General features: G+C 72.3%; 1 protein-coding gene. It reads right to left on the bottom strand.

All coding sequences use genetic code 11. From position 1 onward, the window contains the following. Positions 1–74: 74 nt before the first annotated feature. Entirely contained in the window at positions 75–24,731 is a 24,657-nt protein-coding gene (locus tag ACFVXJ_RS24035) for a type I polyketide synthase (RefSeq protein ID WP_389664556.1), read from the bottom strand.

Raw genomic sequence — 24,731 nt, 5'->3', positions numbered from 1 at the left:
ACCCCCTGGGGAAATACGGATTGATTGCGGACATCTGATCGGTCATCGGATCGGTCATCGGATCGGTCATCAGGTCAGGATTTTCCGAATTCGTTGTTGATGATGTCGAAGAGGTCGTCGGCGGATGCCGATTCGATGGAGAATTCCTCGTCCTCTCCGATGACCGCTCGGTCGGCCCTGTTCCAGTTCGCCAGGAGCGATTCGAGCCGTGCGGTGACGCGGGCGCGTTCGGTGCTGTCCTCGGGAACCGACGAGAGGGTGAACTCCAGCTTGTCGATCTCCGCGAGGGCGGGAAGTCCGGGCGTGGTGTCCTCGCCGAGGAGTTCCGCCCGGATGTGGGCGGCCAGGGCGGCGGGGTTCGGGTAGTCGAAGACCAGCGCGGCGGGCAGTTTCAGTCCGGTGGCGGCGTTGAGGCGGTTGCGCAGTTCGACCGCGGTGAGGGAGTCGAAGCCCAGTTCCTTGAAGGCCCGGGCCGCCTCGATCGTCGCCGCCCCGTCGTGGCCGAGGACGACGGCGACCTGGGCGCGGACCAGGTGGAGTACCGTGCGCTCCGCCTCCGGCCCGCTCATCCCCCGCAGCTCGGCCCGGAGGCCGTCCGCTTCCTCGGCCGTCGTCGCGGCTCCGTCCCGTTCGGCATCGAGCGCCCGGCGTACCTCGGGGAGGTCGGCGATCAGCGGGCGCGGGCGGCGGGCGGTGAACGCCGGTACGAACAGGCTCCAGTCGACGTCGGCGACGGTGACGGCCGTCTCGTCCCCGTCCAGCGCCTGCTGAAGGGCGGCGATCGCCAGCTCCGGTGCCATGACGGTCAGTCCGCGCCGGCGCAACTGCTCGGCCGCCTCTTCGTCGGCGACGAGTCCGCCCTCGCCCCACGGGCCCCAGGCCACCGAGGTGGCCGGCAGACCGCGGGCCCGGCGCTGCTGCGCCAGGGCGTCGAGGTGGGCGTTGGCCGCGGCGTAGGCGGCCTGGCCACCGCTGCCCCAGACACCGGCGATGGACGAGAAGAGCACGAAGGCGTCCAGTTCGGTGCCGGCGAGCAGGTCGTCGAGGTGCGTGGCACCCGCGACCTTGGCGGCCACGACGTCGGCCACCTCGCCGGGGCCGGTTTCGGCGAGCGGCGCGAACTGCCCGGCGCCCGCCGTGTGGAAGACGGCCGTGAGGGCGGAACCGCCGGCGCCGTCGGCGACGCCCCCGGCACCATCGCCGGTGAGGTTCGCCAGCAGCTCGGACAGCGCGGCCCGGTCCGTCACGTCACACGCGACGGCCGTTGCCCGCGCGCCCAGCGCGGCGATCTCGGCGACGAGGGCGTCCGCGCCGGGGGCGTCGGGGCCGCGCCGGCCGGCGAGGACGACGTGCTCGGCGCCACGGGCGGCGAGCCAGCGGGCGACATGCCCGCCGAGCGCTCCCGTGCCTCCGGTGACGAGGACCGTGCCGCGGGGACGCCACCCGTCGCGATCCGCGGCGGCGTCGTTCGCCGTCACCGTCGTGGCGTGTCCGACGCGGCGGGTGAGCAGGCCCGCGGACCGCACGGCGACCTGGTCCTCGTCCCCCGCGCCGGCGAGCACGGCCAGGAGCCGGTCGACGGCCCGCTCGTCCGTGGTGTCGGGCAGGTCGACGAGCCCGCCCCAGCGCTCGGGGTGCTCCAGGGATACCACCCGGCCCAGGCCCCAGACCTGCGCCTGGGCCGTGCTGAGGATCCGGTCGGACGGGGCGGTCGCCACGGCTCCGGCCGTGACGCACCACAGCGGGGCGGCGACCTCCGCGTCGCCGAGCGCCTGCACGAGCGTCGTGGTGAGGAGCAGACCGGCGGGCACCGCCGGGTGGGCGGGGTGCGGGGCGTCGGCGAACGCCAGCAGGGACAGTACGCCGTCGGCCTCGCCGCCCGCGAGCACCTCGCGCAACCGGCCGGTCAGCGCCGAACGGTCCGGTCCGGTGGCGTCGACGAGCACTTCCCGGACGTCCACGCCATGGGCGGCCAGCGCCGCTGACACCGCGACCAGGCGGGCGTCCCCGTTGTCCGGGGCCACCACGAGCCAGGTCCCGGAGGGGAACGACAGCGCCGGGTCGGCCAGCGGCTTCCATGTGACCCCGTACCGCCAGTTGTCGACGACCGACCGCTCCTGGCGCTGCCGCCGCCAAGCGGACAGCGCGGGCAGCAGGGCGCTGAGCGGCTGGTCCGCGTCGACGCCCAGGGCGTCGGTCAGCGCGGAGGGGTCCGCCGTGTCGACGGCGGCCCAGAACTCCGCGTCGGCAGCGCCCTGCGACCCGCCCGGCTCCTTGCCGTCGGTCGGGCCGGGGGCCTCCTCCAGCCAGTAGCGCTTGCGCTGGAAGGCGTAGGTCGGGAGGTCGACGCGCCGCGCGCCGGTACCGGCGAAGTACGCCTCCCAGTCGACCGAGGTGCCGTGGGCGTGTGCCTGCCCGAGGGCGGTGGTGAGGGTCTCGGCCTCGGGGCGGCCCTTGCGGAGGGCGGGTGCGAAGGTGCTCGCGTCCGCGTCGCCGGTCAGGCACTCCTGGGCCAGGGCGGACAGGACTCCGTCCGGGCCGAGTTCGAGGTACGTGGTGACCCCGGCGGCCTCCAGGGCACGGACTCCGTCCAGGAAGCGGACCGCCTCGCGGACGTGCCGCACCCAGAAGTCCGCCGAACCCATCTCGTCGGTCACCAGCGCGCCGGTGAGGTTGGAGACGACGGAGATGCGCGGGGAGGCGTACGACAGGCTCTCGGCGACCTTGCGGAAGTCGGCGAGCATGCCGTCCATGTGCGGCGAATGGAACGCGTGACTGACCGTCAGACGCTTGGTCTTACGACCCTGCGCCTCGAACGACCCGGCAATCACAACCGCCGCGTCCTCGTCACCGGCGATCACGACCGATTGCGGCCCGTTGATCGCGGCAACGCTGACCCGATCCGTCAGGAGCGGCAGGACCTCGTCCTCCGACGCCTGAACAGCGATCATCACGCCACCAGACGGCAGAGCCTGCATCAGCCGGCCGCGAGCAGCGACCAGGGTGCACGCGTCCTCCAGGGACAGCACTCCGGCCACATGCGCGGCGGCGATCTCACCGATCGAATGACCCGCCAGGAAGTCCGGCTTCACACCCCAGGACTCCACCAGCCGGAACAACGCCACCTCGACCGCGAACAGCGCGGGCTGGGTGTACTCCGTCCGATCCAGTAGGTCGCCGTCCGACCCGAACAACGCCTCCTTCAGGGGCAGTTCGAGGTGTGCGCAGACGGCGTCCAGCGCCTCCGCGAACACCGGATAGGTGTCGTACAGCTCCCGGCCCATGCCCGGCCGCTGACTGCCCTGCCCCGTGAACAGGAACGCGAGCCCGCCACCGGTGGCGGTGCCCCGGACCAGCCCCGACGCCTGCTCACCCTTCGCCAGCGCTTCGAGCGCGGCCAGGAACTCGTCCCGCTCCGTCGCGACGACGACGGCACGACGGTCGAGGGCCGCCCTGGACACGGCCAGGGAGTAGGCCACGTTCACGGGCTCCGGCAGCGCGTCCGACGTGATCCGCGTACGCAGCCGCTCGGCCTGGGCGCGCAGCCCCGCCTCGCTCTTCGCCGACAGCGTCCACGGTACGACGCCGGGCGTACGTCCCGGCTCGGCCGGGACCGTCCCCTCGGCGACCGGCGGAGCCTGCTCCAGGACGGTGTGGGCGTTCGTACCGCTGAAGCCGAACGACGAGACGCCGGCCCGGCGCGGGCGGCCGGTCTCGGGCCACGCGGTCGGCTCGGTCAGCAGGGCGATGTCGCCGGCCGTCCAGTCGACGTGCGGGGTGGGCTCGTCGACGTGCAGGGTGCGCGGGAGTACGCCGTGCCGCATCGCCATGACCATCTTGATCACGCCGGCGACACCGGCGGCGGCCTGCGTGTGCCCGATGTTCGACTTGATCGAACCGAGCCACAGCGGGCGGTCGGCGTCACGCTCCCGGCCGTAGGTCGCGAGGAGCGCCTGCGCCTCGATCGGGTCGCCGAGCCTGGTGCCCGTGCCGTGCGCCTCCACCGCGTCGACGTCCGTGGTGGACAGGCCCGCGTTGGCGAGGGCGGCGCGGATGACTCGCTGCTGGGAAGGCCCGTTCGGCGCGGTCAGGCCGTTGCTGGCGCCGTCCTGGTTGACCGCCGAACCTCGGACTACCGCCAAGACCGGGTGACCGTTGCGGCGGGCGTCCGAGAGCCGCTCCACGAGCAGCATGCCGACGCCCTCGCCCCAGCCCGTACCGTCGGCGCCGGCGCCGAACGCCTTGATCCGGCCGTCCTCGGCGAGGCCGCGCTGCCGGCTGAAGTCGATGTAGGCACCCGGCGACGACATGACGGTCACACCACCGGCCAGTGCCAGGGAGCACTCGCCGTTGCGCAGCGCTTGGACCGCCCAGTGCAGCGCGACCAGCGACGCGGAACACGCGGTGTCTACCGTGACGGCCGGTCCTTCGAGGCCGAAGGCGTACGAGAGCCGTCCGGAGACGACACTCGCCGCGTTGCCGGTACCGAGGAAGCCCTCGATGCCGTCGGGGACGGTCCGGAGCGTCGCCCCGTAGTCCTGGCCGTTGGTGCCGACGAAGACACCGGCCTGGCTGCCCCGCAGTGAGGACGGGTCGATACCCGCCCGCTCGAACGCCTCCCACGAGGTTTCCAGCAGCAGCCGCTGCTGCGGGTCCATGGCGAGCGCCTCACGCGGCGAGATCCCGAAGAAGTCGGCGTCGAAGTCGGCGACGTCGTACAGGAAACCGCCCTCGCGGGCATAGAAGGTGCCCTGCTTGTCGGGGTCCGGGCTGTAGAGCTTGTCGAGGTCCCAGCCACGGTCCGTCGGAAACTTTCCGATGGCGTCCCCACCGGTGGCCAGCAACTGCCACAGGTCCTCCGGGGTGCGTACGCCGCCGGGGAAACGGCAGCTCATCGCCACGATCGCGATCGGGTCGTCCTCGACGGCCCCCCTGACCACCGGTCCGGCCACGACGGCCGCCGTACCGAGCAACTCGCCCCGGAGGTAGTCCGCGAGGGCCGAAGCGGTCGGGTAGTCGAAGATCAGCGTGGCCGGCAGGGATACGCCGGTCACGGCGCCGAGCCTGTTGCGCAGCTCGACGGCGGTCAGCGAGTCGAAGCCCAGCTCCTTGAACGCCCGTTCCGCACGGATCGCGTCCGAGCCGTCGTGCCCGAGCACGGCCGCGACCTGCGCACGGACCAACGTGAGAAGCTCGCGCTCCTGCTCGGCCGGCCCGAGTGCGACCAGCCGCTGGGCCAGTGAGCCGGCTTCCTCGGCGGGGTTCGCCGAGCCGCCCGCACGGCTGTCCGAGCCGAGGGGCCGGGCTTCGGGGAGTTCGGCGAGGAGGTTGCTGGGGCGTACGACGGTGAAGGCGGCCCCGAAACGCTGCCAGTCCACGTCCACCACCAGCAGGGCCGCGTCACCGGACCCGGCGCTCTGGCGCAGCACGGTCAGTGCCGTGTCGGGTGCCATGGGCGGCAGACCTTCGCGGCGCATCCGCGCGTCCATCGCCTCGTCGGCGGCCATGCCGCCCTCGGCCCACGGCCCCCAGGCCAGGGACGTGGCCGCGAGACCATCCGCACGACGCTGCTCCGCCAAAGCATCCAGATAAGCGTTCGCAGCAGCGTAATTACCCTGCCCCGCCGCGCCGATCGTGCCACTCATCGACGAGAACATGACGAACGCCGCCAAGTCGATACCCAACTCGACCGTCAGCTCGTGCAGGTTCCGGGCCGCATCGACCTTGGGACGCAGCACACCGTCCATACGCTCCGGCGTCAGCGCGTCCAACACACCATCGTCCAGAACACCGGCCGTATGCACCACAGCCGTCAGCGTCTGCGCCTCGGCCACCAGCAGCGCGCGCAGCGCATCCCGGTCGGCCACGTCGCACGCCACCACCGACACATCGACCCCGAGGGCGGACAGCTCGTCCACCAACCCGGCGGCACCCGGCGCATCGATCCCCCGACGACTGGAAAGCACCAACCGCCCAGCACCCGACTGGGCCAACCACCGCGCGACCCGGCCACCCAACGCACCCGTACCACCGGTCACCAACACCGTGCCACCCGGCACCCAAGCCGAGCCCTCGACGCGAGCCGCACGCACCAAACGACGCCCGAACACACCCGAAGACCGCACCGCGACCTGGTCCTCACCCGAACCGGCCGCCAGGACGTCCACCACACGGGACAACGCCCGCTCATCCAACACACCAGGCAGATCAACCAACCCGCCCCAACGCCGCGGAACCTCCAAAGCGGCAACCCGCCCCAGACCCCACACCTGCGCCTGCACCACAGACCCAAGCCGATCCGACCGACCCACCGACACCGCGCCCTGAGTCAGGCACCACAACGGTGACTCAACCCCGGCATCACCCAACGCCTGCACCAACGCGACGGTCGAAAGCAGACCGGCAGCCTCATCCAAGCCCAGCAGAGAAACCACACCAGCCGGAGTCCCGACCCCCGCCAGCAACTCCGCCAACGCCCCGCGCCCGGCATCCGCATCCACGGAAACCCGCCGGACCTCGGCACCCCGCTCCGCCAGACCACGCACCACAACGTCGCCGTCCTCAAGACCGGCAGGCACCACAACCAGCCACGTCCCCGACAACCGCGCCCCGGAGGACACCGCAGCCGTCACCGGCTTCCACGTCACCCGATAGCGCCAGCCGTCCACCTGCGCCTGCTCCTGGCCCTGTCGGCGCCAGGCGGACAGAGCCGGGACCACCTCACCGAGCACCGCCGCATCCACGTCCAACTCCGTGACGAGCGACGCCAGATCCTGACGCTCCACGGCGTCCCAGAACCGCGCGTCCACCGCATCCGTGCTCCCGCCGACCGGCACCACGCCGGGTATCTGCAGCCAGTAGCGCTGCCGCTGGAACGCGTACGTCGGCAGGTCGACCCGCCGAGCGCCGGTACCGGCGAAGAACGCCTGCCAGTCCACGGCGACGCCCCGCACATGCGCTTGGGCGAGAGCGGCGGTGATGGTCTCGGGCGCGGGCCGGGCGGCCCGGAGGACGGGCACGAAGGCCGCGTCCGCGTCACCGGTCAGGCACTCCTGGGCGAGGGCGGACAGGACTCCGTCCGGCCCCAGCTCCAGGTACGTGGTGACCCCGGCGGCCTCCAGCGCACGGATTCCGTCCAGGAAGCGGACCGCCTCGCGGACATGCCGCACCCAGAAGTCCGCCGAACCCATCTCGTCGGAGACCAGCGCACCGGTCAGGTTCGAGACGACCGGGATGCGCGGGGACTCGTACGAGATCCCCTCCGCGACCTCGCGGAACGCCTCCAGCATGCCGTCCATGTGCGGCGAGTGGAACGCGTGACTGACGGTCAGGCGCTTGGTCTTACGACCCTGCGCCTCGAACGACCCGGCAATCGCCACCGCCGCGTCCTCATCACCCGCGACCACGACCGACTGCGGCCCGTTGATCGCGGCAACGCTGACCCGGTCCGTCAGCAACGGAAGGACCTCGTCCTCCGACGCCTGCACCGCGACCATCACGCCACCGGACGGAAGCGCCTGCATCAACCGGCCGCGCGCCGAAACCAGGGTGCACGCGTCCTCCAGCGAGAACACCCCCGCCACATGCGCGGCGGCGATCTCACCGATCGAATGACCCGCCAGGAAGTCCGGCTTCACACCCCAGCTCTCCACCAGCCGAAACAGCGCCACCTCGACCGCGAACAACGCCGGCTGCGTGTACTCCGTACGGTCCAGGGTGCTCGCATCGTCGCCGAACAGCACGTCCTTGAGCGGGAGTTCGAGCCGCGCGCACACCGCGTCCAGCGCCTCCGCGAACACCGGATACGCGTCGTGCAACTCACGACCCATGCCCAGCCGCTGGCTCCCCTGCCCCGTGAACAGGAACGCCAGCTTCCCGGCGACCGGCGAGCCCGAAACGACACCCGCCGCCGAACCACCCTCCGCCAGCGACGCGAGGCCCGCCAGCAGACCCCCACGGTCCGCGGCCACCACCACCGCCCGGTCCTCGAAGGACGCGCGGCCCACCGCCAGCGAGTGGCCGACGTCCACCGGACGCACGTCGGGCGTGGCGAGCACGTGCGACCGGAGCTGACGCGCCTGCGCCCGCAGTGCCTCGTCGCCCTTCGCCGACAGGATCCACGGCGTGACCGGCGGCGCTGCGGCCTCGGGTGCCGGCACCGCCTCCGGCTCCGGCGCGGGCGGCTGCTCGATGATGGTGTGGGCGTTGGTACCGCTGATGCCGAACGACGACACGCCCGCCCGGCGCGGGCGGCCCGTCGCCGGCCATTGCACCGGCCGGGTCAGCAGGGACACTTCACCGGCCGTCCAGTCGACCTGCGGGGACGGCTCGTCGACGTGCAAGGTCTGCGGAAGTACGCCGTGCCGCATCGCCATGACCATCTTGATGACGCCCGCGACACCGGCGGCGGCCTGCGTGTGCCCTATGTTCGACTTGATCGAACCGAGCCACAGCGGCTGGTCCGCCGACTTCTCCCGACCGTAGGTGGCCAGCAGTGCCTGCGCCTCGATGGGGTCGCCGAGCCTGGTGCCCGTGCCGTGCGCCTCCACCGCGTCCACCTCGGCCGCCGACAGCCCGGCACTGGCCAGAGCGGCGCGGATGACGCGCTGCTGGGAAGGCCCGTTGGGGGCGGTCAGACCGTTGCTCGCGCCGTCCTGGTTGATCGCCGAACCCCGCACCACCGCCAGGACCGGGTGACCGTTGCGCCGGGCGTCCGACAGCCGCTCCACCAGGAGCATGCCCGCGCCCTCGGCCCATCCGGTACCGTCCGCGGCCGCCGCGAAGGACTTGCAGCGACCGTCGACGGAGAGGCCGCGCTGGCGGCTGAAGTCGACGAAGGTCTCGGGGGTCGCCATCACGGCGACGCCGCCGGCCAGGGCCATCGTGCACTCGCCGTTGCGCAGCGCCTGGATCGCCCAGTGCAGGGCGACCAGCGACGACGAGCATGCCGTGTCGACGGTGACCGCCGGGCCCTCCAGGCCGAAGGTGTAGGCGATCCGGCCGGAAGCGATGCTGCCCGCGGTGCCCGTGCCGAGGTAGCCCTCGACACCTTCGGGCAGGTCGGGGCCGGTGCCTCCGTCGCCGATGCCGATACCGATACCCGAGGCGTAGTCGTGGTACATGACGCCGGCGAAGACGCCCGTGCGGCTGCCGCGCAGCGTCGCCGGGTCGATGCCCGCCTGCTCGAAGGCCTCCCACGAGGTCTCCAGCAGCAGCCGCTGCTGCGGGTCCATGGCGAGGGCCTCGCGCGGCGAGATGCCGAAGAAGCCGGGGTCGAAGTCGGCGACGTCGTGCAGGAAGCCGCCCTCGCGGGTGTACGACGTTCCGGGGTGGTCGGGGTCGGGGTGGTAGAGGGACTCGACGTTCCAGCCGCGGTCGGCCGGGAAGCCGGTGATGCCGTCGCCGCCGGTGGAGACGAGCCGCCACAGCTCTTCGGGCGACCGCACGCCACCCGGGAAGCGGCAGGCCATGCCGACGATGACGATCGGGTCGTCGTCGGTCGCGGCCGGGGCCGTGCCCGCGGCGGCCCGTGCGGACGTGTCCTGCCTGCGTACTGCGTCCTCGTGCGCGGAGCCGGACAACGCGGGAGTCGCCGCGGACAGCTCGTCGAGCAGGTGCCCGGCCAGTGCGAGCGGCGTCGGGTAGTCGAAGACGAGGGTCGGCGAGAGCCTGAGTCCGGTCGCGGCCTTCAGGACGTTACGGAGTTCCACGGCCGTCAGGGAGTCGAAGCCGAGCTCCTTGAACGCGCGGTCCGCGTCGACCGCCCGGCCGTCCGCGTGCCCGAGGACCGCGGCGACCCGGCCGCACACCAGGTCCAGCAGCATGCCCTCGCGCTCGTCGGCGGGCAGGTCCAGCAGCCGGGCCGTCAGCGGCGAACCGTCGCCGTCCCCGGCCGTGCGCCGCTCGACCGCGCGCCGCGACGGCACCCGTACGAGCGAGCGCAGCAGCGCCGCGGTCTCGCCCGTGGAGACGGACTGGGCGCGCACCGCCGCGAGGTCGAGCCGCATCGGCAGCAGAACCGCCGCGTCCACCGTCAGGGCCGTGTCGAAGAGGGCCAGGCCCTCGTCGGCGGAGAGGGCACCGACTCCGTCGCGGGCGATGCGCCGCAGGTCGATGTCGTCGAGCCGCTGTGCCATGCCGCCCGCCTGGGGGGCCCACAGGCCCCAGGCCAGCGAAGTGGCCGGCAGACCGGCCGCGCGGCGGTGCTCGGCGAGCGCTTCGAGGAACGCGTTGGCCGCCGCATAGTTGGCCTGACCTGCCGCGCCGAACGTGGCGGCGGCGCCCGAGAAGAGGACGAACGCGGAGAGGTCCAGGTCGCGGGTCAGCTCGTGCAGGTTCCACGCCGCGTCCACCTTCGGGCGCAGCACGGCGGAGACCCGCTCGGGGGTGAGCGAGGCGAGCACGCCGTCGTCGAGGACTCCGGCCGTGTGCACCACGGCGGTCAGCGGGTGCTCGGCGGATACGGTTCCCAGGAGCGCGGCGAGCGCGTCCCGGTCGGCGGTGTCGCAGGCGACGAGGTCGGCCCGCGCACCCAACCGGCCCAGTTCCGCGAGCAGTTCTTCGGCGCCGTGGGCGTCGGGCCCGCGGCGGCTGGTGAGCAGCAGCCTGGTGACCCCGTACGCGGTCACCAGGTGGCGGGCGAACAGCCGGCCGAGGGTGCCGGTCGCGCCGGTCACCAGCACGGTGCCGGTGGGGTCGCCGAAGGCGCCGGAGGGTCCACCCGCGCCGTCCGCCTGCGCTCCCGCCTCCGCCTCCGCGACCGCCCCGGTCTCCGCGGCCGCCTCCGCCGACGGCACGCGCATGAGGCGCGGCGCGCTGAGGGCCCCGCCGCGGATCGCGAGTTCCGGTTCGTCCGAGGCCAGCGCGGCGGGCAGCGACGCGAGCGAGGCCGCCTCCCCGTCCAGGTCGAGCATCAGGAGCTGCCCGGGGTTCTCCGACTGTGCCGAGCGCAGCAAGCCTCGGACGGCGGCGCCCGCCAGGTCCCGCACTCCCGCGCCGGGCTCTGTGGCCACGGCGCCGCAAGTCAGCCATACGAGCCGGGTACCGGCGAACCGCTCGTCCGCAAGCCACTCCCGCACGACGGACAGGGCGTCGGTGACGGCCCCGTGGACGGCGGCGACCGTGTCGGCCCGCTGCGTGGAGCCGTCAGGCCGGGCCGGGGGTACGAAGACGGCGTCCGGTACCGGTTCGCCCTCCGTCAGCGCCGCGCCGAGTGCCGCTGCGTCGGCGTACTCCGTCACCCGGGCGCCCGAGGCCGCCAGGCCCAGTTCGTCACGGCCCAGCACGGCCCAGCGCAGGCCGGTGGCGTCGACGCGCGGTGCGGTGACGGGCGCCGAGGGAACCAACTCCACGCGGAACAGCGACTCCAGGTGGCCGCCGTCGGCCGCGCGTACCTGGTCGGCCGACGCGGTACGGAGGGTCAGCGACTCCACGGACGCGACCGGGCGACCGGTCTCGTCCGCCACCAGCAGTGCCAGGGTGTGCGGGTCGGCGGGGTGGTGCGGGGCGAGCCGCATCCGGAGGGAGGAGGCGCCGGACGCGTACAGCGAGACCCCGGCCCAGGAGAAGGGCAGCAGCGCCCCGGCCCCGTCCCCCGCCCCGGCTCCGGGCGTGCCGTGCTCGGACCCGTCGAGGCCGATGGCGTGCAGACCGGCGTCCAGGAGGGCCGGGTGCAGCCCGAACCGGGCCGCCTCACGGCGGGCGGCGTCGGGGAGCGCGACCTCGGTGAACAGTTCGCCGTCGCGCCGCCAGGCCGCCTTGAGCCCCTGGAACAGCGGCCCGTATGCGACTCCGCCCGTGGCCAGCTCCTCGTACAGCCCGCGTACGTCGACCGGTACGGCGCCGGCGGGGGGCCACGCGGCCAGGGGCGCGAACTCCCCTTCGACGTCCGCCTCCCGCCGTACCGCACCGGCGGCCAGCACACCCGAGGCGTGCCGCGTCCACGGCTCCTCCGCGAGTGCGTCCTGGCGCCGGGAATGCACGCTGAACGGCCGCTGTCCGGGCCCGCTCGGCGCCTCGACCACGAGCTGGAGCCGCACGCCGCCCCGCTCGGGGACGACGAGTGGCGCTTCGAGGGTCAGCTCCTCCACGGTGTCGCAGCCGAGCTGGTCACCGGCGCGGATCGCCAGGTCGACGAAGGCGGTGCCGGGCAGCAGGACGCTGCCGAGGATCGCGTGGTCGGCCAGCCAGGGGTGGGTGTCGAGGGCCAGCCGGCCGGCGAAGAGCATCCCCTCGGAGTCCGCGAGCGCGACCGCGGCGCCCAGCAGCGGGTGCCCCGCGTCCCCGAGCCCGATCGCCTCGGGGTCCCCTGTGGCGTAGGCGGTCGCGGTGGGCCAGTAGCGCTGCCGCTGGAAGGCGTACGTGGGCAGGTCGACGCGCCGGGCGCCGGTGCCGGCGAAGTAGGCCTCCCAGTCGATGGGCATGCCGTGGGTATGGGCCTGGGCGAGGGCGGTGGTGACCGTCTCGGCCTCGGGGCGGCCCTTGCGGAGGGCGGGCGCGAAGGTGCTCGCGTCCGCGTCGCCGGTCAGGCACTCCTGCGCGAGCGCGGACAGCGTCCCGTCGGGGCCGAGTTCGAGGTACGTGGTGACCCCGGCGGCTTCGAGGGCGCGTACGCCGTCGAGGAAACGGACCGCCTCGCGGACATGACGGACCCAGAAGTCGGCCGAACCCATCTCGTCCGTGACCGGCGCACCGGTCAGGTTCGAGACGACCGGGATGCGCGGGGACTCGTACGTGATCCCCTCCGCAACGGTGCGGAACGCGTCCAGCATGCCGTCCATGTGCGGCGAGTGGAACGCATGGCTGACGGTCAGGCGCTTGGTCTTACGACCCTGGGCCTCGAAGACCTGGGCGATCGCGACTGCCGCGTCCTCATCGCCCGCGATCACGACCGACTGCGGTCCGTTGATCGCGGCAATGCTCACCCGCTCGGTCAGCAGCGGCAGGACCTCGTCCTCCGACGCCTGCACCGCGATCATCACGCCACCGGACGGCAACGCCTGCATCAACCGCCCACGGGCGGTAACCAGCGCGCACGCGTCCTCCAGCGAGAACACCCCCGCCACATGCGCGGCGGCGATCTCACCGATCGAGTGACCGGCCAGGAAGTCCGGCTTCAGACCCCAGCTCTCCACCAGCCGGAAGAGCGCCACCTCGACCGCGAACAGCGCCGGCTGGGTGTACTCCGTACGGTCCAGGGCGCTCGCGTCGTCGCCGAACAGGATGTCCTTGAGCGGTACGTCGAGGTGGGCGTCCAGGTGCGCGCACACCGCGTCCATGGCGTCCGCGAACACCGGGAACGCCTCGTACAACTCCCGGCCCATGTCCAGTCGCTGGCTGCCCTGCCCCGTGAACAGGAAAGCCGTAAGACCGTCACTCACCGTCCCGGTGACGGTCCCGGGTGCCGGCTCACCGGCGGTGAGGCGCGCCAGACCGGCCAGGAGGTCATGCCGGTCATCCACCGTCAGCACCGCACGGTGGCTGAGGTGCGCTCGGGCCGTGGCAAGAGAGAAGGCCAGGTCGGCGGGCACGGGCCCGTCGTTCGTCAGCGCTGCCAGGTGGTCATGCAGGGCCTCGGCCTGACCGCGCAGCGCCTCAGGGCTCTTGGCGGAAACGAGGTACGGCAGCGGGAACGCCTTGGCCGACGCGGGCAGCTCGGAGGACTCGACCGGGACAGGGGCCGGGGCCTGCTCGATGATCGTGTGGGCGTTGGTGCCGCTGATGCCGAACGACGAGACGCCGGCCCGGCGCGGGCGGCCGGTGTCCGGCCATGCGCGCTGTTCGGTCAGCAGGGCGATGTCGCCGGCCGTCCAGTCGACGTGCGGGGACGGGGCATCGATGTGGAGGCTCTGCGGGAGCACCCCGTGCCGCATCGCCATGACCATCTTGATGATGCCCGCGACACCGGCGGCAGCCTGGGTGTGCCCGATGTTCGACTTGATCGAGCCGAGCAGCAGCGGCTGCCCCTCGGGCCGGTCCTGACCGTAGGTGGCCAGCAGTGCCTGCGCCTCTATCGGATCGCCGAGCCTGGTGCCCGTACCGTGCGCCTCCACCGCGTCCACTTCGGCCGCCGACAGGCCTGCGCCGGCGAGCGCGGCGCGGATGACGCGCTGCTGGGAAGGCCCGTTGGGGGCGGTCAGGCCGTTGCTCGCGCCGTCCTGGTTGACGGCCGAGCCACGCACGACCGCCAGGACCGGGTGACCGTTGCGCCGGGCGTCCGAGAGCCGCTCCACGAGCAGCATGCCGACGCCCTCGCCCCAGCCCGTACCGTCGGCCGCCGCCGCGAACGCCTTGATCCGGCCGTCCTCGGCAAGACCTCGCTGACGACTGAAGTCCACGAAGTTCTCGGGCGTGGACATCACCGTCACACCACCCGCGAGGGCCATCGTGCATTCGCCCTGCCGCAGGGACTGGATCGCCCAGTGCAGGGCGACCAGCGACGACGAGCAGGCCGTGTCGACGGTGACCGCCGGGCCTTCGAGTCCCAGCGCGTAGGAAACGCGGCCGGACATGACGCTGCCCGCGTTGCCCGTACCCAAATGGCCTTCGAGGCCCTCAGGTTCACGGGTGATGAGGGAGAGGTAGTCCTGGCCGTTGGTGCCGACGAAGACACCGGCCTGGCTGCCCCGCAGCGAGGACGGGTCGATACCCGCCCGCTCGAACGCCTCCCACGACGTCTCCAGCAGCAGCCGCTGCTGCGGGTCCATCGCCAGCGCCTCACGCGGCGAGATCCCGAAGAACGCCGGGTCGAAGTCCGCGGCCCCGTCGAAGAAGCCGCCCTCGCGCGTGTACGAGGTGCCCGGCTGGTCCGCGTCGGGGCTGTAGAGCCGGTCCAGGTCCCAGCCACGATCGGCGGGGAAGGCGCCGACGGCGTCCGTACCGTTCGCGACCAGTCGCCACAGATCCTCGGGGGTCCGCACACCACCGGGGAAACGGCAGCTCATGGCCACGATCGCGATCGGGTCGTCATCGGTGGTGGCCACGGCCGGCAGCACGGTGTCGGCGACGCGCACGCTGCCGAGCAACTCACCCCGCAGGTACTCCGCGAGAGCGGTGGAGGTGGGGTAGTCGTAGACGAGTGTGGTGGGGAGCGTCAGCTCGGTGGCGGCGCCGAGGCGGTTGCGCAGCTCGACGGCGGTCAGCGAGTCGAAGCCCAGTTCCTTGAAGGGCCGTTCCGCGCCGACCGCTTCGGATCCGCCATGGCCGAGCACGGCGGCGACGTGCGTGCGGACCAGATTGAGCAGCTCCCGTTCCTGCTCGGCGGACGGGAGGGCGGACAGCTTCCCGGAGAGGGAGTGGGGGCGGTCGGCCTCAGGGGCCGGGTGCCGGCGGGCCTGCGCCGCGCGGACCTCGTGCACGTCGCTGAACAGCCGGCTGGGCCGTGCGGCGACGAAGCCCGGGAGGAAGGTGTCCCACTCCACGTCGGCCACGGTGAGGACGGCGTCGTCGGCGAGGACGGACTGCTGGAGGGCCAGGATCGCCCGCTCTGCGTCCATGGGCGGCACGCCGTCCCGACGCATGCGGGCGTCGAGTTCCGCGTCGGCGGCCATGCCACCCTCGGCCCACGGACCCCAGGCCAGGGACGTGGCCGCGAGACCATCCGCACGACGCTGCTCCGCCAAAGCATCCAGATAAGCGTTCGCAGCAGCGTAATTACCCTGCCCCGCCGCACCGATCGTGCCACTCATCGACGAGAACATGACGAACGCCGCCAAGTCGATACCCAACTCGACCGTCAGCTCGTGCAGATTCCGGGCCGCATCGACCTTGGGACGCAGCACACCGTCCATACGCTCCGGCGTCAGCGCGTCCAACACACCATCGTCCAGAACACCGGCCGTATGCACCACAGCCGTCAGCGTCTGCGCCTCGGCCACCAGCAGCGCACGCAGCGCATCCCGATCGGCCACGTCACACGCCACCACCGACACATCGACCCCGAGAGCGGACAACTCGTCCACCAACCCGGCGGCACCCGGCGCATCAAGCCCCCGACGACTGGAAAGCACCAACCGCCCAGCACCCGACTGGGCCAACCACCGCGCGACCCGGCCACCCAACGCACCCGTACCACCGGTCACCAACACCGTGCCACCCGGCACCCAAGCCGAGCCCTCGACGCGAGCCGCACGCACCAAACGACGCCCGAACACACCCGAAGACCGCACCGCGACCTGGTCCTCACCAGAACCGGCCGCCAAGACGTCCACCACACGGGACAACGCCCGCTCATCCAACACACCAGGCAGATCGACAAGTCCGCCCCAACGCCGCGGAACCTCCAAAGCGGCAACCCGCCCCAGACCCCACACCTGCGCCTGCACCACAGACCCAAGCCGATCCGACCGACCCACCGACACCGCGCCCTGAGTCAGGCACCACAACGGTGACTCAACCCCGGCATCACCCAACGCCTGCACCAACGCGACGGTCGAAAGCAGACCGGCAGCCTCATCCAAGCCCAACAGAGAAACCACACCAGCCGGAGACCCGACCCCCGCCAGCAACTCCGCCAACGCCCCGCGATCGGCATCCGCATCCACGGAAACCCGCCGAACCTCGGCACCCCGCTCCACCAGACCACGCACCACAACGTCGCCGTCGTCAAGACCGGCAGGCGCCACAACCAGCCACGTCCCCGACAACCGCGCCCCGGAGGACACCGCAGCCGTCACCGGCTTCCACGTCACCCGATAGCGCCAGCCGTCCACCTGCGCCTGCTCCTGGCCCTGTCGGCGCCAGGCGGACAGGGCGGGGACGACGTTGCCCCATGCGCTCGCGTCATCGAGGCCGAGCATGGCGGCAAGGGACTCGACGTCCCCACTCTCGACGGCGTCCCAGAACCGGGCGTCCACCGCATCCGCGCTCCCGCCGACCGGCACCAGACCCGCCACCTGCGACGCTTCCGGCCAGAACCGCTGCCGCTGGAACGCATACGTCGGCAGGTCCACCCGCCGGGCACCCGTACCGGCGAAGTACGCCTCCCAGTCGATCCCGACGCCCCGCACGTGGGCCTGAGCCAGGGCGGTGTTAACGCTCTCCGCCTCAGGCCGACCCGCGCGGAGGGCAGGGGCGAAGACCGCGTCACCAGTCAGGCACTCCTGGGCGAGGGCGGACAGGACTCCGTCCGGCCCCAGCTCCAAGTACGTCGTGACGCCCGCAGCTTCCAGTGCCCGTACGCCGTCCAGGAAGCGGACCGCCTCGCGGACATGCCGCACCCAGAAGTCGGCCGAACCCATCTCGTCCGTGACCAGCGCACCGGTCAGGTTCGAGACGACCGGGATGCGTGGGGACTCGTACGTGATGCCCTCGGCGACCTGGCGGAACGCCTCCAGCATGCCGTCCATGTGCGGCGAGTGGAACGCATGGCTCACCGTCAGACGCTTCGTCTTACGACCCTGCGCATCGAACGACCCGGCAATCGCCACCGCCGCGTCCTCATCACCCGCGATCACGACCGACTGCGGCCCGTTGATCGCGGCGACGCTGACCCGGTCCGTCAGCAGCGGAAGGACCTCGTCCTCCGACGCCTGCACCGCGACCATCACGCCACCGGACGGAAGCGCCTGCATCAACCGGCCGCGTGCCACGACCAGCGCGCAGGCGTCCTCCAGCGAGAACACCCCCGCCACATGCGCGGCGGCGATCTCACCGATCGAATGACCCGCCAGGAAGTCCGGCTTCACACCCCACGACTCCACCAGCCGGAACAACGCCACCTCGACCGCGAACAACGCCGGCTGGGTGTACTCCGTACGGTCCAACGCCGCACCATCAGCGCCGAACAGCACATCCTGCAATGGCACGTCAAGGTCAAGCCGCGCACACACCGCGTCCAGCGCGTCGGCGAACACCGGATAGGTGTCGTACAACTCCCGGCCCATGCCCAGCCGCTGGCTCCCCTGCCCTGTGAACAGGAACGCGAGCCGGCTGTCGGCGGCCGTCCCCCACACCAGGCCGGGCACCTCCTCGCCGGCCGCGAGGCTGCGCAGCCCGGCGGCGAGGCCCTCACGGTCCTCGGCGCCACCGACCAGGACGGCGCGCTCCTCCAAGGCGGCCCGCCCGGTCGTGAGCGAGTACGCGATGTCCCCCACAGCGGAGGTCGGGTCACCGGTCAGCTGGGAGGCCAACTGAGTCGCCTGGGCGCGCAGTCCGGCGGCGTTCTTGGCGGACAGGACGAGCGGAAGGACCGGCAGGACGGTTGCCTTCCCCTCCGCTGCGGGCCGGTCGGCTTCGGCAGCCGGTGCCTCTTCGATGATCGTGTGAGCGTTCGTGCCGCTCAGTCCGAACGACGAGACGCCCGCCCGGCGCGGGCGGCCGGTCTCGGGCCACGCGGTCGGCTGGGTCAGCAGGGCGATGTCACCGGCCGTCCAGTCGACGTGCGGGGTGGGCTCGTCGACGTGCAGGGTGCGCGGGAGCACCCCGTGCCGCATCGCCATGACCATCTTGATCACGCCTGCGACACCGGCGGCGGCCTGCGTGTGCCCGATGTTCGACTTCACGGAGCCCAGCCACAGCGGGCGGTCGTCGGCGCGCCCCTGGCCGTAGGTCGCGAGCAGCGCCTGCGCCTCGATCGGGTCGCCCAGCGTTGTGCCCGTACCGTGCGCCTCCACCGCGTCCACGTCCGTCGCGGACAAGTCCCCGCTCGCGAGGGCGGCACGGATGACCCGCTGCTGGGAAGGCCCGTTGGGGGCGGTCAGGCCGTTGCTGGCACCGTCCTGGTTGATCGCCGAGCCCCGCACCACCGCCAGGACCGGGTGGCCCTTGGCCCGCGCGTCCGACAGCCGCTCCACGAGCAGCATGCCGACGCCCTCGCCCCAGCCCGTACCGTCGGCCGCCGCCGCGAACGCCTTGATCCGGCCGTCCTCGGCGAGGCCGCGCTGCCGGCTGAAGTCCACGAAGGCGTCCGGGGTCGACATCACCGTCACACCACCGGCCAGTGCCAGGGAGCACTCGCCGTTGCGCAGCGCCTGCACGGCGAGGTGGAGTGCGACGAGCGACGACGAGCACGCCGTGTCGACCGTGATCGCCGGTCCTTCGAGGCCGAAGACGTACGACAGCCGGCCCGAGACCACGCTCGCCGCGTTGCCCGTGCCGAGGTGGCCCTCCAGGCCGTCGGCCTCGCGGGTGACAAGTGAGAGGTAGTCCTGGCCGTTGGTGCCGACGAAGACGCCGGCCTGGCTGCCCCGCAGCGAGGACGGGTCGATACCCGCCCGCTCGAACGCCTCCCACGAGGTTTCCAGCAGCAGCCGCTGCTGCGGGTCCATCGCCAGCGCCTCACGCGGCGAGATCCCGAAGAAGTCGGCGTCGAAGTCGGCGACGTCGTACAGGAAACCGCCCTCGCGGGTGTACGAGGTACCCGGCCGCGCCGGATCCGCGCTGTATAGACCGGCCAGATCCCACCCGCGGTCCACGGGGAACTCGGCCACCGCGTCCGTGCCGTCGGCGAGCAGCCGCCACAGCTCTTCAGGGGTGCGTACGCCGCCGGGGAAACGGCAGCTCATGGCCACAATCGCGATCGGATCGTCGGCGGCGGCCACGGCGGGCATGTGTGCGTCGGCGACCGGGGCGGCGGTGCCCGCCAGTTCACCCCGCAGGTACTCCGCCAGGGCGGCGGAGGTGGGGTAGTCGAAGATCAGCGTGGCCGGCAGGGATACGCCGGTCACGGCGCCGAGCCTGTTGCGCAGCTCGACGGCGGTCAGCGAGTCGAAGCCCAGCTCCTTGAACGCCCGTTCCGCACGGATCGCGTCCGAGCCGTCGTGCCCGAGCACGGCCGCGACCTGCGCACGGACCAACGTGAGAAGCTCGCGCTGCTGCTCGGCCGGGCTCAGGTCCGAGAGCCGTCCGACCACCGACCCGGCGACATCGACGCCCGTGACGACGGACCCGCGACCGGTGACCGCGGCCGAACCCTCCACGCCGGTGACGAAATCACTGATCAGCGCATTGGGGCGGACCCCCGCAACGATGGACGAGAAACGCTCCCAATCGATGTCCGCGACGGTCAGGGAGGAGTCGGCACCACCCACCGCCTGAGCCAGCGCCACGATCGCGGAAGCGGGTGCCATGGGCGGCAGACCTTCGCGGCGCATCCGCGCGTCCATCGCCTCGTCGGCGGCCATGCCACCCTCGGCCCACGGCCCCCAGGCCAGGGACGTGGCCGCGAGACCGTCCGCACGACGCTGCTCGGCCAAAGCATCCAGATAGGCGTTCGCGGCAGCGTAATTACCCTGCCCGGCCGTGCCGATCGTGCCGCTCATCGACGAGAACATGACGAACGCCGCCAAGTCGATACCGAGCTCGACCGTCAGCTCGTGCAGGTTCCGGGCCGCATCGACCTTGGGACGCAGCACACCGTCCATACGCTCCGGCGTCAGCGCGTCCAACACACCGTCATCCAGAACACCGGCCGTATGCACCACAGCCGTCAGCGTCTGCGCCTCGGCCACCAGCAGCGCGCGCAGCGCATCCCGGTCGGCCACGTCACACGCCACCACCGACACATCGACCCCGAGGGCGGACAACTCGTCCACCAACCCGGCGGCACCCGGCGCATCAAGCCCCCGACGGCTGGAAAGCACCAACCGCCCAGCACCCGACTCGGCCAACCACCGGGCAACCCGGCCACCCAACGCACCCGTACCACCGGTCACCAACACCGTGCCACCCGGCACCCAAGCCGAACCCTCGACGCGAGCCGCACGCACCAAACGACGCCCGAACACACCCGAAGACCGCACCGCGACCTGGTCCTCACCCGAACCGGCCGCCAGGACGTCCACCACACGGGACAACGCCCGCTCATCCAACACACCAGGCAGATCAACCAACCCGCCCCAACGCCGCGGAACCTCCAAAGCGGCAACCCGCCCCAGACCCCACACCTGCGCCTGCACCGCAGACCCAAGCCGATCCGACCGACCCACCGACACCGCGCCACGCGTCAAGCACCACAACGGTGACTCAACCCCGACATCACCCAACGCCTGCACCAACGCGACGGTCGAAAGCAGACCGGCAGCCTCATCCAAGCCCAGCAAAGAGACGACACCAGCCGGAGTCCCGACCCCCGCCAGCAACTCCGCCAACGCCCCGCGCCCGGCACCCGCATCCACGGACACCCGCCGAACCTCGGCACCCCGCTCCACCAGACCACGCACCACAACGTCGCCGTCGTCAAGACCGGCAGGCACCACAACCAGCCACGTCCCCGACAACCGCGCCCCGGAGGACACCGCAGCCGTCACCGGCTTCCACGTCACCCGATAACGCCAGCCATCCACCTCCGACCGGACACGCCGCTGCCGACGCCACGCCGACAGAGCCGGGACCACCTCGCTGAGCGGCTGTTCGCCGTCGAGGTCCAAGTCGAGGGCGGCGGCGAGGGTGGCAACGTCCTCGTGTTCGACGGCGTCCCAGAAGACGGTGTCGGCCACATCGGTACGGTGCGCGTCGCCGGTGCGGACCTCGGTGCCGGAGGGGCGCGAGTCCATCCAGTACCGCTGCCGCTGGAAGGCGTACGTCGGCAGGTCGACCCGCCGGGCACCCGTACCCGCGAAGAACGCGGACCAGTCGACATCGACACCGCGCACGTGGGCGCGCGCGACGGCGTTGACCAAGGTGTGCGCCTCGGGGCGGCCGGAGCGCAGGGCTGCTGCGAAGGCAATGCCCTGCGGGTCGACGCAGTCCTGCGCCATGGCGGTCAGGACGGCGTCGGGGCCCAGCTCCAGGAACAAGCCGGCGCCGCGCTCCCGCAGGGTGCGTACGCCGTCGAGGAACCGTACGGCGTCGCGGACGTGGCGCACCCAGTACTCGGGGGTGGCCAGCTCGGCGGCGGTGGCGGTGGTGCCGGTGAGGAGCGAGACGACGGGGATGGTGGGGGTTCCGTAGTCCAGGACCTGGGCCACGCGGAGGAACTCCTCCAGCATGCCGTCCATGTGCGGCGAGTGGAACGCGTGGCTCACCGTCAGACGCTTGGTCTTCCGACCCTGCGCCTCGAACGACTCGGCAATCGCCACGGCGTCGGCCTCGTCGCCCGCGACCACGACCGACTGCGGCCCGTTGATCGCCGCGATGCTCACCCGGTCCGTCAGCAGCGGAAGGACCTCGTCCTCCGACGCCTGCACCGCGATCATCACGCCACCACCAGGCAGCGCCTGCATCAGCCGCCCACGAGCGGCCACCAGCGCGCACGCGTCCTCCAACGAGAACACCCCCGCCACATGCGCGGCCGCGATCTCACCGATCGAATGACCCGCCAGGAAGTCCGGCTTCACACCCCACGACTCCACCAGCCGGAACAACGCCACTTCGACCGCGAACAACGCGGGCTGCGTGTAGGCGGTCTGGTGCAGGAGGGCGGCCTCCGGGGTGCCCTCGTCCGCGAACATCACGTCGAGCAGCGGGAGTTCGAGCTGGTCGTCGAGGTACCAGCAGACGTCGTCGAGGGCGTCGGCGAACACCGGGTACGTGTCGTACAGCTCACGTCCCATGCCCGGCCGCTGACTGCCCTGTCCGGTGAAGAGGAACGCCGACTTGCCCGCACCGGGTTCGCCCTGGACGACGGAGGGCGCGTCGGTGCCCTGGGCGAGGGCGTGCAGTCCACGCAGCAGCGTCTCGCGGTCATCACCGAGCACGACGGCGCGCTGCTCGAAGCGGCCACGGGTGGTCGCGAGGGAGTGGCCGATGTCGAGCGGGGTGGCGTCCGGCTGCGTCCGGAGCTGGTCACTCAGTCTCCGGGCCTGGGCGCGGAGGGCTTCGGGGGTCTTGGCCGACAGGGCCCAAGGCAGGGGGCGGCCCGCCCCGAGGACGCCCGCCCCGAGGACGCCCGCCCCGAGGTCGGCGGCCCCGAAGGCAGCCGGCTGGAGGTCCTCCGCACCGTCCGCGCCTACCGACGGCGGCGTACCGGCCTCCCGCTCGTCCGCCGCTTCCTCGTCCGGCGCCGGCGGCTCCTCGATGATGGCGTGCGCGTTGGTGCCGCTCATGCCGAAGGACGAGACGCCGGCCCGGCGCGGGCGGTCGGACTTGGGCCACTCGACGGGCTCCGTCAGCAGGGAGACCGCTCCGGCCTCCCAGTCGACGTGCGGGGTCGGCTCGTCCACGTGCAGGGTCCGGGGCAGTACCCCGTGCCGCATGGCCATGATCATCTTGATGATGCCCGCGACACCCGCGGCGGCCTGGGTGTGCCCGATGTTCGACTTGAGGGAACCGAGCCACAGCGGTCGGTCGTCGGTGTGGTGCTGTCCGTAGGTGGCGAGCAGCGCCTGCGCCTCGATCGGGTCGCCCAGCCGGGTGCCCGTGCCGTGCGCCTCGACGACGTCGACCTCGGCGGCGGACAGGCCTGCGTTGGCGAGCGCCTGTCGGATGACGCGCTGCTGGGAGGGCCCGCTGGGGGCGGTGAGGCCGTTGCTGGCGCCGTCCTGGTTGATGGCCGAACCGCGGACGACCGCCAAAACCTGGTGTCCCTTGGCGCGCGCGTCGGACAGCCGCTCGACGAGCAGCATGCCGACGCCCTCGCCCCACGCCGTGCCGTCTGCCGCCGCGGCGAAGGGCTTGCAGCGGCCGTCGGGTGCCAGACCTCGCTGGCGGCTGAAGGAGACGAACGATCCCGGGCCGGCCATGACGGCGGCGCCGCCGGCGAGCGCGAGGGAGCATTCGCCGGTGCGCAGCGCCTGGACCGCGAGGTGGAGGGCGGCGAGCGAGGAGGAGCAGGCCGTGTCGACGGTGACGGTCGGGCCCTCGAAGCCGAAGGTGTAGGCGATACGGCCGGAGGCGACGCTGGCCGCGTTTCCGGTGACGAGGTAGCCCTCGAAACCGTCGGTGGCGTCCTGGAGTCGGGGGCCGTATTCCTGCGTTTCGGCGCCGACGAATACACCGACCTGGGCGCCGCGCAGCGTTTCGGGGTCGATGCCGCCCCGGTCGAAGGCATCCCAGGACGTTTCGAGGAGCAGCCGCTGCTGCGGGTCCATGGCGAGTGCTTCGCGCGGGGAGATGCCGAAGAACTCTGCGTCGAATTCGTCGGCGTCGTGGAGGAATCCGCCTTCGCGGGCGTAGCTGGTGCCGGCCCGGTCGGGGTCCGGGTCGTACAGCGCGTCGAGGTCCCAGCCGCGTCCGGTGGGGAATGCGGAAATGGCGTCGGTGCCGGCCGCGACAAGGTCCCACAGCGCTTCGGGGGAATGCACTCCGCCGGGGAAGCGGCAGCCGATGCCGACGATGGCGATGGGGTCGTCGCTGCTGACGGCGGCGGTGACGGGCGCCCCGGTGTCCTCGCTCAGGCCGAGGATCACGGTGCGCAGGTGCCGGGCGAGGTGGGCGGGGGTGGGGTGGTCGAAAGCGAGGGTGACGGGCAGGCGCAGGCCGGTGCCCGCGACCAGCCTGGCGTGCAGGTCGACGGCGGCGAGGGAGTCGAAGCCCAGGTCGGGGAAGGGCCGGTGGGGGTCGAGGACGGCGGGGGCCGTGTCGCGCAGCGCGGCGGAGGTGAGTCCGGTGACCCAGTCCAGCAGGGCGGCGTGCTGCTCGGTCTCGGTGACGGCGAGCAGGCGCTCCCGCCACGTCGGGGCTCCAGGGCCTCCGCCCTGATGCGTTTCACGGGTTCCCGTTTCCGTGCCGGTTCTGGTTTCCGTTTCGGTTCCCGTTTCGGTTCCGGGCTCGGTTCCGATTTCCGTTACGGTTTCCGTTCCGGTTTCGGAGGCGACATTGGTTTCGGGCGTGAAATCCTCGGACTCGTTCAACAT

This window comes from Streptomyces sp. NPDC058279, from assembly GCF_042881255.1.
Lineage (GTDB): Bacteria > Actinomycetota > Actinomycetes > Streptomycetales > Streptomycetaceae > Streptomyces.
The sequence above is the reverse complement of the archived record's forward strand: the minus strand, read 5'-3'. Positions and strand labels throughout refer to the sequence as shown.